Origin of the sequence: Novosphingobium sp. NDB2Meth1, from assembly GCF_900117425.1 — a bacterium.
Taxonomy (GTDB): domain Bacteria; phylum Pseudomonadota; class Alphaproteobacteria; order Sphingomonadales; family Sphingomonadaceae; genus Novosphingobium.
Map to the genome: position 1 here is coordinate 304,049 of NZ_FPEH01000012.1, position 14,642 is coordinate 318,690.

Below are 14,642 nucleotides of genomic sequence, written 5' to 3' on the forward strand. Positions count from 1 at the left end.
CCTTCAACGCGCGCTCACGCGTACCGGCAGATGCTTTATGCCGTGAATGAAGTTGCTGCGCAAAAAGGCGTGGTCGCTGACTTGCTCGATGCCGGTGAGGCGCTTCGCCAGTTCCTGCATGACGATGGCGACTTCGAGCTTGGCGAGCCACATGCCGAGGCAGATATGCGGGCCGCCCTGGCCGAACGAGAGGAACGGATTGCGCTCGCGCCCCAAGTCGATGCGGTAGGGATCGGGTATCGCGGTCTCGTCGCGGTTGCCCGAGATGAACCACAGGAGGACCTTGTCGCCCTCGCGCACCTGCTTGCCGTGGAAAGTGAAATCGCGCGTGGCGGTGCGGCGGAAGTGGGTGGTGGGGGAGGCATAGCGGATCATTTCATCCGCTGCGCCTTCCCAGCTGTGGAAATCGCCGGACTGCAGGCGCTTGAGCAGCGACGGATCGTTGGCGAGCGCGTGGATCGTAGCCGAGATCGAATAGCGCGTGGTGTCGTTGCCGGCGGCGACGAGCAGGCAGAAGAAGTTGCGGAATTCGTCGCGCGACATCTGGGTCCCGCTGTTGGTCTTTTCGCGCACGAGGTTGAGCACGCCGATCTGCTCGCCGGCTTCCATGCGGTCGAGCAGCTTGTTCGCATAGTCGAACAACTCGATCGCGGCGGGGGAACGGAACGGGAGCATGCGGTAGGCATCGCTATCGAGCTGGTCGACAACGAAATCGGTGTAGTCCGGGTCCGCGTTGGAGATCAGCGCATCGCCCTTCTCCACGAGCCAAGGGCCGTCTTCCTGCGGCACGCCCATGATCTGCGCGAGCATCTGCATGGGCAGGCGCCGGGCGATGCGGTCGACTGCGTCGAACTCGCCTTCCTCCAGCGCAACGTCGAGCAGTTCGGTGACGATCTGGCGGATCTGGTCCTCGAACTGGGCCACGGTGCCCTTGGCGAAGGCCTTGGAAACGAGCGCGCGGAAGCCGCGGTGGTGCGGCGCGTCGGTTTCCTGGAAGGTCTTTCGCGCTTCGACTTCCTCGGGGCTCTGGTCTTCCATGCGGATACCGCGCGCGGAGGACAGGAGGTCGGCCTGCCGGTTGAGCTCAAGGAGGTCGGCGTGACGGGTGACTGACCAGAAGCCCTTCTCGCCGCTGGTCATTTCCGACCAGGCCATCGGCTCCTCGCGGCGCATGCGGGCAAAGGTTTCGAACGGCGCGCCTTCGTTGAAGGCATCGAGCGAGGACAGATCGACATGGGGGTCGGTCTGGCGCGAGAATGCAAAGGACATGGAACCTCTCCTGTTCGCTAATCGGGTTAGGCGCGCGCGGGCGGGGGGACTTGGCATAAGCGGACAGAGTGAGGCCGGGGCGCCTTGTACCCCTTCTTGTGCGCGCCCGGGAGGCCTATTGAGGCGGCCTACCGCAAGCAGGAGCCGCAATATGGGTGAGATCATCGGAGCCGGACTGGTCGCGCATGCGCCGACCATCATGATGTCCGAGGAAGATCGCTATGCGCTCAACGAGGGCAAGGAGATCAGCCTTGTGCCGGGGCTGCACCGGCTGAAGCGCGAAGTGCTCGATGTGCTGAAGCCCGATGTGATCGTGCTGTTCGATACGCACTGGTTCACCATCGTGGAGTTCTGCATTGCAGCACAGGCGCGGCGGACGGGGCTTTATACCTCGGACGAGCTGCCGCGCGGGATGAAGCAGATCCCCTATGACATTCCGGGCTGTCCGGAACTGGCCTTCGCGATGGCGCAGCGCGCGACCGAGCACGGCGTGCGCACCAATGCGATCGATGATCCGCACCTGCCGATGCACTACCCCACCGTGAACCTTTCGACCTTCCTGCAGGGCGAAGAGCAGTGGATTTCGGTGAGCCACGCCTATTCGGCCGAGCCGCACAACTTCCTCGGCGTTGGCGCAGGGATCGGGCAGGCGATCCGCGAATCGGACAAGCGCGTGGTGCTGATCGCCAGCGGTTCGATGAGCCACCGGTTCTGGCCGTTCGACCAGATCGCGCAGCATGAGGCTTCGGACCCGATCCACATCTCCAGCCCCGAAGCGCGCGAGGCCGATCTGGAGCGGCTGCGCTGGTTCGCGGAAGGCAACCATGCGGCGGTGATCGACACGATGCCGGACTATCTGCGCCATGCGCCGGAGGCGCGCTTCGGGCATTACCTGATGATGGCGGCGGCCTGCGGGGGGCGCGAGTGGACGGCGAAGGGGCGGCAGTTTTCGGACTACGAGAACGCGACCGGGACCAGCCAGGTGCATGTTTGGTTTGATATGTGAGGCACCGCCACCTCGATCCCTTCGTCATTCCCGCGAAGGCGGGAACCCAGAGCCGCAAACGCCGCGCCTGCCGCTCTGGGTTCCCGCCTTCGCGGGAATGACGAACTTGGTTGATATCCGAAGCTGTTGGATTTGGCGGCGCGGCGCTGCGGTGTTCGGGCATTGGGGAGTGATCGCGCGACCGGTGCGGCGCCTGCACTGGCGCTGCGGGGAGGGCGTCGTGTTCCGCGCAGGTGCGAGTGGCCGGATTGCGGAAGACATCCGGCGCAGCCTTTGCTGAAGATCATGGCCCGGGACCGGGATAGCGGCTCGCATGCGTGCCGGTCTTTGCTCGCACCGGGACGAAGCCGATGGGAGCCATGATCTGCGTGCTGGCGCGGTAGATTGCCTGGCCAAGGACTTGGGGGAGACCGCCCCACCTTGAACCCGCAGCCCGCACCGGTCGCGTTGGCGAGTTACCGCCAAAGGAGCGAGGGCGAGGCCGGCCTAGCCTGCTCCCGATCTGGGCGGGGCGTATAACCTATATGGTTCGTTTTGTCAAGGGTGACGTGTCTCTGTGAGCGCGGCGCGCCCCCACCCGGCCTCCCCCGACCGGGGGAGGGGCAGGTTGCCTCAGCGCGAGAGCACCTTGGCTTCGATCCACGCGAGGATTTCGGCGCGGCGAGTGCGGTTGTCGAGGACGTCTTCGTCCACGCCCAGCTGCCATGCGAGGCCCGCGTTGGCGGGATCGGCGGCGAGGGCTTCGAGCTTTTCGCGGTAGCGGGCGAGTTCGGCCATGTCGGCGAAGAAGCCCTGGGTGACCATGTCCTCGGCATAGAGCGTGTAGAGCTGGACGAGCTGGGCGAGGTCGAATTCGGGGTGGTACTGCACGGCCCAGACTTCGCTGTTCGCCAGCGGGATCACCGCCGCCTGAATCTCGCTGTGCGCGTTGGAGGCGAGCAGGGTGGCGCTTTCGGGGAGGCGGATCACTTCGTCGTAGTGGATGCAGGGCGCGTCGAATACGGGGGCCTTGCCCTTGAACATCGGATGCGCGCGGCCCGCGTCATTGAGCAGGATCTTGCGGGCGAAGCCGACTTCGCGGCCCTTGGGGTTGTAGGCGACTTCGCCGCCTGCCGCGACGGCGGCGATCTGGAGGCCCCAGCATGAGCCGAAGATGGGGAGGCCCGCTTCGGCGGCTTGCTTGAGCAGGTCGATCTGGTTGGTGACGGCGAATTCGGCGTCGTAGGCGTGGAGCGCCGAGCCGGTGACGACGAAGCCCGCGTAGTCGGACCAGGTGCGGCCGCCGGGGATCGTCTCGCCCTCGTCGGCGCCGTTGAGGACGTCGAGCGCGATGTCCGGATAGTGCGCGGCGATGGCTTCGATGTAGATTTCGCTCGAGGTGCGCACGCCGAGTTCGTGGGCGCGGGCGCGCTTGGGGGCGGTGTTGCCTTCGAGCAGCAGCAGTCTGGTCATGAGTGGTCCTGAAGATCAGTGTGCGGTGCCGGCGAGCTGTGCGCGGTAGGCCTGCGGGGATTGGCCGCTCCAGCGGTGGAAGGCGCGCGTGAAATTGCTGTGTTCGGCATAGCCCAGCCTTAGCGCGATCTGCGCGATCGACAAATCGGGGCGGACGCGAAATTCGAACACCGCCTGCCGCATGCGGCATTCATCAAGCACTTGCTGGAACGAGGAGCCCTGCTCGGTGAGCTTGCGGCGCAGGGTGCGGCTCGACATGCCCATTTCGCGGGCGAAACGCTCCTGCTCGATCGCTTGAGTATTGAGATCGCGCAGGACCATCTGGCTGAGGCGATCGACCAGCGGGGTTTCGCGGCGCTTGGTGACGATCGAGCGGGTGAGCTGGCGCACGTCGACCGCACCGGGTTGGGCCGTCGGCAGCGCGAGATCGAGCAGCACGGCGGGGAAGCGGATCTGGTTGGTATCGGCGCCGAACGTGCAGGGCGCGCAGACGACCTTGCCGATATCGCCGCGCATTTCGTGGCTCTCGGCTTCGAACGCGAACTCGATCTTGTCCCAATGCCCACGCGTGCCGCGCTTGAGGATCTGGCTGACGATGCCGAGGGTGAACATCGCATCATGATGGCGCGGCCAGATATCGGGATCGAGAATGCGGTAGCTGACCGAGGCCATGTCGTCCTCGAGGCCAAGGCGGATATCGGTGCAGTCCTGCAGGAGCGAGAAGTAATCGACGAGGCGGCGCAGCGCGGAACCGACGCGGCCGGCGGAGTTGATGGCATCGCCGAGCGGGCCGAGCGCGGCGAGATCGTAGGTGCCGCCGGCGAGCCAGGGAATCGCGACATCGCGGGTGCGGGTGACGACATTCTCGGAAAAGCGGACGAATTCGGCCAGCGGCATCGAGTCCGGCGGCGGGCCGTCACCCAGCATGGGCGCGGCGGCGGTGTCTTCCAGAAAGCTCTCCCAGCCGTTCATTGCGGCGGCGCGTACGGTCGCAGGTGCCATGCTGTCTCCCCGAGGCCTGTAATCTTGTGATGTGTTCTTATGATGCGAGGCTAAGCGATTCGCTGGCTACGAATATTGATCTAAATCATCAAAAGATGATCGAAAATTTCACTGGCGAGGGCATGGACGCCGCGTCCGGAATGTCCGATCCTGCCAAGCGGGGCGGCCCCTGCCATGCAAGGGCGGCGATGACAGTCGGGAGATACCTTGCAGATGGCGACAGCTGGGCCGGTAAGGCGCGATATCGATGTGAACGGCTGGCCGGCGATCCTCTGCGCGGTGATCCTTGGCACGATCGGCGTGCTGTCGTTCATCATCCAGCCGGGCGTGGTGCAGGGCTATGTCACGCAGCTGAAGGTGGATGAGGCGACGGCGGTGAACCTCACCGGTGTCGAGATGCTGGGCGTGGCGCTGGCGACGATTTTCATGGCGGTGCGGGGGACGCAGATCAACTGGCGCTGGGTCGTCGCGGGCGGGCTGCTGATCGCCGCGGCGGGGGACCTCGCCTCGCTTGGCGCGCCGCTGGGCGGGCGGTTCGAGATCGCGCGGTTTGTCGCGGGGCTGGGCGAGGGAACGATCACTTCGATCAGCTTCACCTTCGTGGGCGTGACGGTGCGCGCCGAGCGCAATCTGGCGCTCTATCTCACGCTGTTGCTGACCTATGGCGCGTTCGGGCTGTGGTATCTGCCGGGGTTTCTGGGGAGCCATGGGCTGGATGCGATGTTCATCGGCTTCGCGGTGCTCTCGCTGGCGTCGCTGCTGACGCTGCCGTTTCTGCCGCATGCCTATTCGGCGGAGGAAATGGTCAACCCGGAGGCGCGGCAGCTGGGGACGCCGCTGCTGGTGGTCGCGCTGGCGGGGGTGCTGGCCTACAGTCTGGCGCAGGGGATTGCCTGGGCGGTGCTGTTTCTAGTCGGCGTGGGCGCGGGGCTCGGCGAGCAGGCGGTGGCGGATGCGCTGTTCCTCTCGCAGATTCTGGCCGTGGGCGGCGCGCTCGCCTCTGTTTTCCTCGCGGGGCATGTGAACCGCAACGGCGCGATTGCGTTCGGCATTCTGGCGGGGGCGGCGAGCATTGCGCTGCTGATCGGGAAGCCTAGCCTGACGCTGTTCGTGGTGGGGGTCTGCGGGTTCAACGTGCTGTGGAACTTCGTGCTGCCGTTCATTCTGGGCCGCGTGTGCGATTTCGACGAGAGCGGGCGGATGATGTCGTTCGCGATCATGATGCAGATGATCGGGCTCGGCGGCGGGCCGCTGATTGCGGGACAGCTGCTCGATGGCAGCGGCTATCTTTCGGCGGAGCTGCTGTGCGTGGGGCTGTTTATCGTGAGCTATGCGTTGCTGCTGGTTCCCATCCGCAAGCATCAGGCGCTATCCGCGCTGCCTGCCTGACCTTGTTTCGAGAGGAGTTCGTGCGTGTTTGAAACCGTGCCGGAAGGAACCGGCCTCGCTGTCCATAACCCTGCGACCGGCGCGCTGATCGCGACGGTGCGCGACTATGCGCCTGCCGAGATCAGCGCGATCATCGATTCGGCGGATGCGGCGCGGCCCGCCTGGGCGGCGCGGACCGCCAAGGAGCGTGCGGGCGTGCTGCGGCGCTGGTATGGGCTGATCATGGAGCGGCAGGAGGAGCTTGCCGCGCTGATCACCGCCGAATGCGGCAAGCCGCTGGCCGAGGCGCGGGGCGAAGTGGCTTATGGCGCCTCGTTCATCGAATGGTTCGCCGAGGAAGCCAAGCGCGCCTATGGCGAGACGGTGCCGACCTTTGCGAACGGCAAGCGCGTGCTGACGATCAAGCAGCCGGTGGGTACGTGCGCGGCGATCACGCCGTGGAATTTCCCGATAGCGATGATCACCCGCAAGGTGGGGCCGGCGCTTGCTGCGGGGTGTTCCATCGTGGTCAAGCCTGCCGAGGCGACGCCGCTGTCCGCGCTGGCGCTGGAGACTTTGGCGCGCGAGGCGGGGGTGCCGGAAGATGTATTCCGCGTTATGCCGTCTAACGATCCGGCGGGAGTCGGCAGCTTGTTCTGCCGCCATCCCAAAGTGCGCAAGCTGAGCTTCACCGGATCGACCCGCGTCGGCAAGATCCTGATGGCGCAGGCGGCTGAGAACGTGACGCGGCTGAGCCTCGAGCTGGGCGGGAATGCGCCGTTCATCGTGTTTGACGATGCCGATCTCGACGCGGCGGCGGATGGGCTGATGGCGAGCAAGTTCCGCAATGCCGGGCAGACCTGCGTCTGTGCGAACCGCGTGCTGGTGCAGGACGGGGTCTATGACGCGTTTGTCGAGCGGGTGCGGGCGAAGGTGGCGGCGCTGGTGGTCGGCGATGGCGCCGCGCCGGGGACCACCATCGGCCCGCTGATCAATGCAGCGGCGGTGGAGAAGGTCGACAGCCTGGTGCGCGATGCGCTGGCGGGCGGTGCGAGCGCGCTGATGGGGGGCAGTCGTTCCAACGCAGGTCCGGGGTTCTTCGAGCCGACCGTGCTGACCGATGTGCGCGGCGATATGGGAATCGCGACTTCGGAGATATTCGGGCCGGTGGTGCCGCTGATCCGGTTCAGCGACGAAGCCGAGGCGGTGCGGCTGGCCAACGACACGCCCTACGGCCTTGCCGCCTATTTCTACGCGCGCGATCTGGGGCGCGTGTGGCGGGTGATGGAGGGCCTTGAATACGGGATGGTCGGCGTGAACGACGGCATCCTTTCGACCGAAGTCGCGCCGTTTGGCGGCATCAAGCAATCCGGCCTTGGCCGCGAAGGATCGCGCCACGGCCTCGATGAATATCTCGAACTCAAATACTGCCTGATGGGGGGAATAGGCGCATGACCAGCCCGATGACCAACAATGCCGAGCTTTGGGCCCGCCGCGAAGCCGCCGTGCCGCGCGGGGTCGGATCGATCCACACGCGGTTTTTCGAGCGCGGGGTGAATGCGGAAGCCTTCGACGCGGAAGGCAATCGCTACATCGATTTCGCGACCGGGATTGCGGTGTGCAACACCGGGCATTCGGACCCGCGGATTGTCGAGGCGGTGAAGCGGCAGCTCGATGCGTTTTCGCACTGTTCGTTTCAGGTGACGCCGTATGAGAGTTACATCGCGCTCGCCGAGCAGCTGAATGCGGCGGCGCCCATCGCGGGGCCGGTCAAGACAGTGTTCCTGACGACGGGGGCGGAGGCGCTGGAGAATGCAGTGAAGATCGCGCGCTCGGCGACCGGACGGCGCGGGATCGTGACGTTCCAGGGCGGCTATCACGGGCGCACGCTGCTGACCCTGGCGATGACGGGGAAGGTGCTGCCGTACAAGGCCGGGTTCGGTCCGCTGCCGGGGGATGTGCACCACACGCGGTTTCCGATCCCGTATCACGGGTTTGACGAGAAGCAGGCCGTCGAGGCGCTGCAGGCGCTGTTTGCCTCGACCATCGAGCCGAGTGCCGTCGCCGCCATCGTGCTCGAGCCGGTGCTGGGCGAGGGCGGGTTCTACACCGCGAGCTATGCCTTCTTCCGCGCGCTGCGCGAGATCTGCGACAAGCACGGCATCCTGCTGATCGCCGACGAAGTGCAATCGGGCTTTGCGCGGACGGGCAAGCTCTTCGCGATGGACTGGGTGCGCGAGGCGACCGGGGTGACGCCGGACATCATGACCATTGCCAAGGCCATGGCGGGCGGCTTCCCGATCTCGGGCGTGATGGGCCGGGCGGACCTGATGGACGCGCCGGAGACGGGCGGGCTGGGCGGCACGTATGGCGGCTCGCCGCTGGGCTGCGTGGCGGGGCTTGAAGTGCTCAAGATCATCGAATCCGACGGGCTGTGCGAGCGCGCGGTCCATATCGGCAATACGATCAAGGGCACGCTGCGCGCGCTCCAGCAGGGCGGCATGCGCGTGATCGGCGATGTGCGTGGTCCCGGCGCGATGGTGGCGATGGAACTGGTGCACGATGGCGATCCGGACCGGCCCAATCCGGAGCTGACCAAGGCGGTGGTGACCGAAGGCGCGAAGGACGGGCTGCTGCTGCTGTCGTGCGGGATGCGCGGGAATGTGGTGCGTTTCCTGCCGGCGCTGACGATGCCGGACGAGCTGCTGGGAGAAGCGATGGACCGGCTCACCGGCGTGATGCGGCGGGGAGCGGGCTAGGGCCTGCGGGTATTTGCCCCAGGGAGGGCTGCGAACGGCCGCCTTCCGCGCTTCCGGTGCTCACGTACATGAAGTACGCTGCGCTCCGGGTCGCGGAAGCCAGCCATTCTCGCTCCACCCTGAGCCAAATCCCCACAGGCCCTGAAGTGGCGAAAAAGGGGACTGTCCCTATTTTTCGGTCTTGCGGTAGCGGCCTGGCGATACGCCGAAGTGGCGGGCGAAGGCACGGGTGAAGCTGGCGCTTTCGGCGAAGCCGACGTCGAGCGCGATGGCGCTCACGTTGCGGCGGCTTGTGCGCAGCAGGCGGGCGGCGGCTTCCATGCGCTGGGCATTGACGAGTGCGCGCCAGCCGGTGCCTTCGGCGGCGAGGCGGCGGTTGAGGGTGGGGACCGAGAGGCCCAGCCGTGACGCCACTTCGGCGAGGCTGGGCGGCGCATCGAGGGGGGCGGCTTCGATCAGGGCGCGGACCTGGCCGGTGAGCGAGGCGTCGGAGCCGCGGCCGGCGAGGCGCTGGAGGTGTTCCTCGATGATCGGATGAAGGCTGGGGCTCAGCACGCGGCCGCGGGTTTCGAGGTAGCGTCCGTCCATCGTGATCGCGTTGCAGTCCTGCTCGAAGAACACGTCGCAGCCGAAGAAATCGCGGTAGCGGGCATATTCGCCGACCCGTTCGTGCTCGAAGCGGACTTCGCGGAATTCGATATCGCCGCCGGTGAATTGCCGGGCGAGGCTGAACATCGCGCCGATGGAATATTCCGCGTCCTGCCGGCGCCGGGTGAGCGATTGATCGAGCACGCCGTAGGAGAACGTGGCCCAGCGGCCTTCATCGTCGAACTGGTGGCGGCTCGCCTGCTGCATGGTGGCAAGGTGGCGGGTGAAGCTGGTGAAGGCGGTCCTGAGATCGGGTGCGCTGAGGAACAGGAAACTCAGCGGGCCGAGACTGTCCGAGCCGGACAGGCGGCCGACGTGGAGGCCGAAATGGGGATTGCGCACGAGCTGTGCCGCGTCCTCGAAAAAGGCGATGAAGTTTGCGAGCGGGATCAGGCCGTCAGGGTCTTCCAGCATGGCGCGGGTGACGCCGATGCGCGCGAGCAGGCTGGCGGCGGAATGGCCGGTGAGTTCGACGCAATTGGCCACGTGGCGCAGGAATTGCGCGGCGATCTGAGGTTCGGCCATGGGGCGAACCTATCAGTCGCCGCGCTTGCCGTCACTTCGTCTCGAGCGCGGACTCATAGAACGCAGCGCCCTGGCCGCCGGCGGCGCGCAGCCCTCGGAATTCCCAGTCGCCGCCCATCGCGGTGGAGATCACTTCCTCGGATTCAGTGGGCTGTGCGCCGCAATCGTCGCGGATCGGGGTGGGGCCGTGGACGATGGTGTTGGTGAGCTTGCCGAGGCCTTCGACTTCGACCTCCACGACATCGCCGGGCTGGACCGGGCGGCTGTTCGCAGGGGTGCCGGAGAGGAGCACGTCGCCGGGTTCGAGCGTGATCGTGCGGGCGATATCGGCGACGAGGTAGTGCATGTCCCACTCCATCTCGGCTGTGTTGCCGTCCTGCTTGACCTCGCCGTTGACGATCGTGCGGATCTGCTTGCCCCGGAAATCCCAGCCGGTGACGAGGCCGGGGCCGATGGGGCAGAGCGTGTCAGACCCCTTGACGCGCAGCATCGAGCCCGCGTCGGTGTCGCGGAAATCGTGGAGGCCATAGTCGTTGGCGACCGAGTAGCCGAGGATGTAGTCGGCGGCTTCCTCCGGCGAAATGTTGCGGCAGGAGCGGCCGATGACGATGGCGATTTCGCCTTCGTAGTTGAGGTACTTGCAGCGTTCAGGACGGACGACGGCGCCCTTATGGGTGTTGAGCGCGGTGATCGGCTTGTGGAAGTAGGTCGGCGCGGGCGGGAGCTTGGTGATGAACTCCTTGACGCGGCTTTCGTAGTTCAAATGGACGCAGATGATCTTGCTGGGATTGCACGGCGCGAGGTGCACCGCCTCGTCGATACCGATGCTGCGCCCATCCTTGGTGACGAGCTCGTCGCCGTGACGGGTGGTGAGGATGGGGTAGCCATCGAGCAGGATGCGGCGATATTCGGTGGTCATCAGGAGGCCCTCGTTTCCATTTGTGGTATCCCTTAGCCGCGCCGGACGCCACAGGCATTGGCCGCTGCGGCCAAGCTTGGCGGGGCAGGAGCGCTAGATACGGGTGCGAGACATTCTGACGAGGTATCCATGAGCGACCTGAAGGGCCTGTTCTATCCGCGCACGCCGAGCGGCAAGGCGAGCATCGTGCCGCCGGTGCCATGGCACTATTCGGGCGAACTCATCACGTTGGAGTACCGCACCGACCCGGCCAAGATCGCGGCGCTGCTGCCGGAGGGCTTTTCGCTGGCGGACGAGGATCCGGGCGCGGTCGCGGCGATCTGGGCGGACTGGCAATCGACTTCGGACGATCCGGCGCAGATCCTTGATCCGGTGCGCGTGCAGTACAAGGAGATGTTCATCGTCGTGCGCTGCAAGTTCCAAGGGAAGACCTGGTCGCGCTGCGTCTATATCTGGGTGGACAAGGAATTCGCGATGCTGCGGGGCCAGCATCAGGGCTATCCCAAGAAGCTTGGCTCGATCCAGATGAGCCGCCCGGTCTATGTCGGCAAGGCGGGGCCGCGGCTGCAGCCGGGCGGGACATTCGGCGTGACGCTCGCGGCGTTCGACCGGCGGCTGGCGGAGGGGCGCTTCACGATTACCGGGACGGCGGAGAAGCCGGGCTTCGTCAATGGCCTGCCGATGGTGCACAACCGCTGGATGCCGGCGATCGAGACCGACGGGACGCAGAGCCTCGACGAAGTGGTGACGATGTCGAGCTACGACGTCGATTTCGGGCGCTGCTTCAAGGGCGATTTCGACCTCACGTACTTCGATTCGCCGGTCGAGGAACTGCTGGATATTGCGCCGCAGGAGAAGATCGCGGGCTATTGGCACGAAGTCGGCGTCTCGTGGCGCGCGGGGACCACGCTGGCGCGGAACAATCTGGCATAACGGGGTCGGCGCATTACTCCCTACTTCGTCACCCCCGCGCAGGCGGGGGGCCAGAGCGGCTGGCGTTGCGGTTGCGGCTCTGGATTCCCGCCTGCGCGGGAATGACGAGGCTTACTTTATCAACGAACTACCGCGCCGCCTTTCATCACCAGTCTGATGCGGGTGAGGGCGGTCAGGTCGCGGGTCGGGTCGCCTTCGATGGCGATGAGATCGGCGAGGAGGCCGGTTCGGACTGCGCCGCGATCGGTCAGATGGAACGCCGCAGCATTGCCCGAGGTCGCGGCGATGAGGACTTGCGCGGGGGCCATGCCGGCGGCGGCCATCGCGCGCATTTCGCTCGCGTTGTCGCCGTGGGCGAAGACACCGACATCGCCGCCCATGCAGATCGGCACGCCGGCGGCCATGGCAGCCTTGAAGGCGGTGCGGCTTTCGGCGACGGCGGCGGGCGGGTGTTCGGGATCGGTCCAGCCGCGATAGCGGGAGATCGCCTCGGAGGCGGCGAGCGTGGGGCAGAAGGCGATGTGCCTGGCGGCCATGGCCTTGAAGACGGCGGGGGTTCCTTCGTCGCCGTGCTCGATGGTATCGACCCCGGCGGCGATGGCGCGGCGCATGCCTTCGGCGGTGACCGCGTGGACCGCGACGGTGCGCCCGGCATCGTGGGCGGCGGCGGTGGCGGCGTCCAGTTCGGCCTGGCTGAATGTGGGCAGGCTCGGTTCGCCCGGGCGGTAGTGGTAATCGGCGTAGAGCTTCACGACATCGGCGCCCGCCGCGATCTGACCCCGGACCGCGCGGACAATGCCCTCTACGCCGCTCGCTTCCTCGGCGCCCTGGGGCACGATGACGCCGGGCTCGAAGCCCTTGGGGCCATAGGCGCCTTGCGCGACGATGGCGCGGGTGGCGACGAGGAGGCGCGGGCCGGGGGTCAGGCCGCTGTCGATGGCTTTTTTCAGGCCGACGTCGGCATAACCAGCGCCTTCGGTGCCGAGGTCGCGTGTCGTGGTGAAACCGGCCTTCAGCGTGATCTCGGCGGCCTTGGCGGCGCGGATGGTGCGGACAGCGAGCGGTTCGTGGAGGACCTGATCGTCCCACGGCGTTTCGTTGTAGGGGTGGAGAAACAAGTGGCCGTGGCCCTCGATCATGCCGGGCATGAGCGTCTGGCCGGGCAGATCGATGGTCTGCGTGCCAGCGGGGACGGAGAGGTTCGGGCCGACGGCGGCGATGCGGTCGCCCTCGACCAGCACTTGCCAGCCGGGATGGGGGGCGGGGTCGGTGCCGTCGAAGACTGCTGCGGGGCGGAGCAGGGTGCGCTGCGGCTGGGCGTTCGCGGTTGCCGGGAGCGAGAGGGCTATGGCTAGTGCGATGATGAAAAGGGCCTTCAAGCGCCGCGCTCCCCGGTTGAATGCAGGTCAGGCCTGTACAGGAAGAAAAGCCAAGCCCCGTGTCAAGCACGGGGCGACGGAAACCGGGGTGGTATTCCGGTTGGCGGGAGACATCTGCCTCTGCCAGTTGTGGAGCGTTTGCGAACCGGCGTGACAAATTCGGCGCAGGTTTGTAGCGAGCCACTTGTGACCGTTACAGCACGCAAAGCGCCCGCCCTTTCCGAACCCGAACCAGCCCTGGCCACGCGGATCGATCCGCGGTTGCTGGCGCGAGATTTGCAGGCGTTTCGTGATCCCTCGCCGGTGCGGAGTGCATGGGAACTGGCGATCACGCTGGTGCCGTTTGTGGCCTTGTTCGCGGCTATCGCGGTGGCGGTGAAGGCAGGCTACTGGCTGGCGCTGGCGGCGACGCCGCTGGCGGGGCTGTTTCTGCTGCGGCTGTTCATCATCCAGCATGACTGCGGGCACGGCGCATTTCTGCGCAGCCGCGCGGGGAATGACTGGATCGGGCGCTTGCTGGGGGCGTTCACGCTGACGCCTTACGATTGCTGGCGCTATTCCCACGCGCAGCATCATGCGGGCACCGGCAATCTCGAGGCGCGCGGATATGGCGATGTCGATATGCTGACGGTGCGCGAATATCGCGAACTGTCCTGGCTGAGACGGCTTGGTTACCGGCTCTATCGCCACCCGGCGGTGCTGCTGGGGCTGGGGCCGGCCTATCTGTTCCTGCTGCGCCACCGGTTGCCGATCGGGCTGATGACGGCGGGTTGGGTTTACTGGGTGAGCGCGCTGGGCACCAATCTGGTGACGGCGCTGCTGTTCGCGCTGCCGCTCAACGTCTTCGGTTTCGGCGTGACAGCGCTGGTGTTCCTGCCGGTCGTGCTGAGCGCGGCATCGCTGGGCGTGTGGCTGTTCTATGTGCAGCACCAGTTCCGGGATGCCTACTGGGAGCAGCGCGGGGACTGGTCGTTCTTCGAAGCCGCGCTCGAAGGGAGCTCGTATCTTGAGCTGCCGCGCATTCTCGCGTGGTTTACCGGGCATATCGGGATCCACCATGTCCATCACCTTTCGAGCCAGATCCCGTTCTACCGGCTGCCCGAAGTGCTGGAGCAGCATCCGGTCTTGCGCGAACTGAACCGGTTCAATGTGGTGCAGGCCTGCGGGACGCTGCGCCTCGCGCTGTGGGATGAGCAGCGGCGCGGGATGGTGACGTTCCGTGAGGCGGCAAGGTTGGCTTGAGCCGCTGGCCCACCCCAAACCCCTCCCTCCTTCGACGGGCTCAGGATGAGCGGGAGGGGCTTATGAAGCAGGGGTCAATCGTTGATCTGCGGGCTTGGGATACCCCTCCCCAACCCCTCCCCGAACGGGGAGGGGCTTTT

12 protein-coding genes are annotated in these 14,642 nt (G+C 66.2%); 6 read left to right on the forward strand and 6 right to left on the reverse strand.

From position 1 onward, the window contains the following. Positions 1-3: 3 nt before the first annotated feature. Positions 4-1,269: a cytochrome P450 gene (locus tag NDB2M1_RS06135; RefSeq protein ID WP_072380532.1), complete on the reverse strand. Its 1,266-nt coding sequence runs from the start codon at positions 1,267-1,269 to the stop codon at positions 4-6. Positions 1,270-1,420: 151 nt separating this feature from the next. Here NDB2M1_RS06135 and NDB2M1_RS06140 point away from each other — a divergent pair, with 151 nt between their 5' ends. After that, positions 1,421-2,275, forward strand: coding sequence for a 3,4-dihydroxyphenylacetate 2,3-dioxygenase (locus tag NDB2M1_RS06140; RefSeq protein ID WP_072380534.1), 855 nt, complete (start codon positions 1,421-1,423; stop codon positions 2,273-2,275). A 612-nt stretch (positions 2,276-2,887) separates the two neighbouring features. Here NDB2M1_RS06140 and NDB2M1_RS06145 read toward each other — a convergent pair. Both NDB2M1_RS06145 and NDB2M1_RS06150 read right to left on the reverse strand, forming a co-directional pair. Continuing rightward, entirely contained in the window at positions 2,888-3,727 is an 840-nt protein-coding gene (locus NDB2M1_RS06145) for a type 1 glutamine amidotransferase (RefSeq protein ID WP_072380536.1), read from the reverse strand. Positions 3,728-3,742: 15 nt separating this feature from the next. Further along, on the reverse strand, positions 3,743-4,729 hold the full coding sequence (locus NDB2M1_RS06150) for an AraC-like transcriptional regulator QhpR (RefSeq protein ID WP_083554689.1): 987 nt from the start codon (positions 4,727-4,729) through the stop codon (positions 3,743-3,745). 213 nt (positions 4,730-4,942) lie between these two features. Between NDB2M1_RS06150 and NDB2M1_RS06155 the strand changes: the two genes are divergently transcribed. From NDB2M1_RS06155 to gabT, 3 genes are read left to right on the forward strand one after another with little or no spacing between them, the layout of a single operon-like run. Further along, entirely contained in the window at positions 4,943-6,118 is a 1,176-nt protein-coding gene (locus tag NDB2M1_RS06155) for an MFS transporter (protein ID WP_083554690.1), read from the forward strand. Positions 6,119-6,142: 24 nt separating this feature from the next. Beyond that, positions 6,143-7,552, forward strand: a complete 1,410-nt coding sequence (locus NDB2M1_RS06160) for an NAD-dependent succinate-semialdehyde dehydrogenase (RefSeq protein WP_072380540.1) — start codon at positions 6,143-6,145, stop codon at positions 7,550-7,552. Next, on the forward strand, positions 7,549-8,856 hold the full coding sequence (gene gabT / locus NDB2M1_RS06165) for a 4-aminobutyrate--2-oxoglutarate transaminase (protein ID WP_253185785.1): 1,308 nt from the start codon (positions 7,549-7,551) through the stop codon (positions 8,854-8,856). Before NDB2M1_RS06160 ends, gabT begins: the two co-directional genes overlap by 4 nt. A gap of 168 nt (positions 8,857-9,024) precedes the next feature. Here the strand turns inward: gabT and NDB2M1_RS06170 are convergent, their stop codons facing one another. Both NDB2M1_RS06170 and NDB2M1_RS06175 read right to left on the reverse strand, forming a co-directional pair. Then, the gene (locus NDB2M1_RS06170) at positions 9,025-10,029 is read right to left on the reverse strand and encodes an AraC family transcriptional regulator (RefSeq protein ID WP_072380542.1); all 1,005 of its coding nucleotides are present in this window, start codon (positions 10,027-10,029) and stop codon (positions 9,025-9,027) included. Positions 10,030-10,060: 31 nt separating this feature from the next. Beyond that, positions 10,061-10,948, reverse strand: coding sequence for a fumarylacetoacetate hydrolase family protein (locus NDB2M1_RS06175; RefSeq protein ID WP_072380544.1), 888 nt, complete (start codon positions 10,946-10,948; stop codon positions 10,061-10,063). 129 nt (positions 10,949-11,077) lie between these two features. Here NDB2M1_RS06175 and NDB2M1_RS06180 point away from each other — a divergent pair, with 129 nt between their 5' ends. Next, on the forward strand, positions 11,078-11,881 hold the full coding sequence (locus tag NDB2M1_RS06180; protein ID WP_072380546.1) for an acetoacetate decarboxylase family protein: 804 nt from the start codon (positions 11,078-11,080) through the stop codon (positions 11,879-11,881). Positions 11,882-12,000: 119 nt separating this feature from the next. Here NDB2M1_RS06180 and NDB2M1_RS06185 read toward each other — a convergent pair whose 3' ends face one another. Next, on the reverse strand, positions 12,001-13,260 hold the full coding sequence (locus NDB2M1_RS06185) for a metal-dependent hydrolase family protein (RefSeq protein ID WP_072380548.1): 1,260 nt from the start codon (positions 13,258-13,260) through the stop codon (positions 12,001-12,003). A gap of 186 nt (positions 13,261-13,446) precedes the next feature. On the opposite strand from NDB2M1_RS06185, the gene NDB2M1_RS06190 reads away from it, so the two are divergent. Next, entirely contained in the window at positions 13,447-14,502 is a 1,056-nt protein-coding gene (locus NDB2M1_RS06190; RefSeq protein WP_083554691.1) for a fatty acid desaturase, read from the forward strand. Positions 14,503-14,642: the final 140 nt, after the last annotated feature.

Bases quoted from the DNA above. Each gene is read 5' to 3' on its own strand.
- gabT (WP_253185785.1), top strand. From the start codon at position 7,549: ATGACCAGCCCGATGACCAACAATGCCGAGCTTTGGGCCCGCCGCGAA.
- NDB2M1_RS06135 (WP_072380532.1), bottom strand. From the start codon at position 1,269: ATGTCCTTTGCATTCTCGCGCCAGACCGACCCCCATGTCGATCTGTCC.
- NDB2M1_RS06170 (WP_072380542.1), bottom strand. From the start codon at position 10,029: ATGGCCGAACCTCAGATCGCCGCGCAATTCCTGCGCCACGTGGCCAAT.
- NDB2M1_RS06180 (WP_072380546.1), top strand. From the start codon at position 11,078: ATGAGCGACCTGAAGGGCCTGTTCTATCCGCGCACGCCGAGCGGCAAG.
- NDB2M1_RS06140 (WP_072380534.1), top strand. From the start codon at position 1,421: ATGGGTGAGATCATCGGAGCCGGACTGGTCGCGCATGCGCCGACCATC.
- NDB2M1_RS06145 (WP_072380536.1), bottom strand. From the start codon at position 3,727: ATGACCAGACTGCTGCTGCTCGAAGGCAACACCGCCCCCAAGCGCGCC.
- NDB2M1_RS06150 (WP_083554689.1), bottom strand. From the start codon at position 4,729: ATGGCACCTGCGACCGTACGCGCCGCCGCAATGAACGGCTGGGAGAGC.
- NDB2M1_RS06155 (WP_083554690.1), top strand. From the start codon at position 4,943: ATGGCGACAGCTGGGCCGGTAAGGCGCGATATCGATGTGAACGGCTGG.
- NDB2M1_RS06175 (WP_072380544.1), bottom strand. From the start codon at position 10,948: ATGACCACCGAATATCGCCGCATCCTGCTCGATGGCTACCCCATCCTC.